The sequence below is a fragment of the Streptomyces sp. NPDC045968 genome, from assembly GCF_056430475.1.
In genome coordinates, this window is the sequence record NZ_JBWKLF010000028.1 from 1 (window position 1) to 1091 (window position 1091).

At 69.0% G+C, this 1091-nt stretch carries 1 protein-coding gene; it reads right to left on the reverse strand.

The genetic code is table 11. The features are described 5' to 3' along the window. Nucleotides 1-1091 (reverse strand): type I polyketide synthase (locus AC07FA_RS34170; protein WP_479080244.1); only part of this gene is annotated, 1091 nt, incomplete at both ends.

Sequence of the window (1091 nt, forward strand, 5' to 3'; positions counted from 1 at the left end):
GCGGTGGCCGTCTGTCCGCTGAACTCGTCGCGCAGGTAGCGCGCCAGGGCTCGCGGGGTCGGGTAGTCGAAGATCAGCGTGGCGGGGAGCTTGACACCCGTCGCCGTACTGAGCCGGTTGCGCAGCTCGACCGCCGTCAGCGAGTCGAAGCCGGCGTCCTTGAATGCCTTGTCCGTCTCGACGCGGTCGGCTGATGCGTGTCCCAGCACGGTCGCCGTGTGGTTCCGGACCAGATCGAGCAGGGTCTTTTCCTGGTCGGCGGTGGAGAGACGCACCAGCCGCTGGGCCAGAGCACTGCGGTCACCGGCACCAGCCTGGGCCGCACGACGACCCGGACGCACCAGCCCACGCAACACCGGCTGAACCCCACCGCTCGCAGCGGCCTCCGCACGCACCGCACGCAGATCCAGCTTGATCGGGACCAGCAGCGCCTGATCACCAGCCACACCAACGTCAAAGAGCTCCATGCCCTCGGACGACGACAGCGCCAGCACACCACCACGACCCATACGCGCCTGATCCGCAGCGCCGAGGTGACCGGTCATACCAGCCGCCTGCGCCCACAGACCCCACGCCAGCGACACACCCGGCAGGCCCGCGGCCCGACGACGGATCATCAACGCATCCATATAGGCATTCGCCGCCGCGTAGTTGCCCTGACCCGCCGAGCCGAAGATGCCCGCAGCGGAGGAGAACACCACAAACGCGTCCACGCCCATGTCGCGCGTCAGCTCGTCCAGGTGATGCGCCGCGGCAGCCTTGGGTTCAAACACACCTGCCAGCCGCTCAGTGTCCAGCGCCCCGAGCAAGGCGTCGTCGAGGACGCCGGCGGTGTGGATGACGCCGGTCAGCCTGCGCTCGGCCGAGATGTCGGCGAGCAGACGGGCCACGGCGTCGTAGTCGGAGACGTCGCAGGCGAGGACGGATACCGAGGCGCCCTGGGCCGTCAGCTCCTCCACCAGCTCCGCGACACCCTCGGCCGCCGGACCACGACGGCTCGCCAACACCAAATGCCGCACCCCATGCACCGACACCAGATGCCGGGCCAACAACCCCGCCAACGAACCCGTACCACCCGTGACCAGAACCGT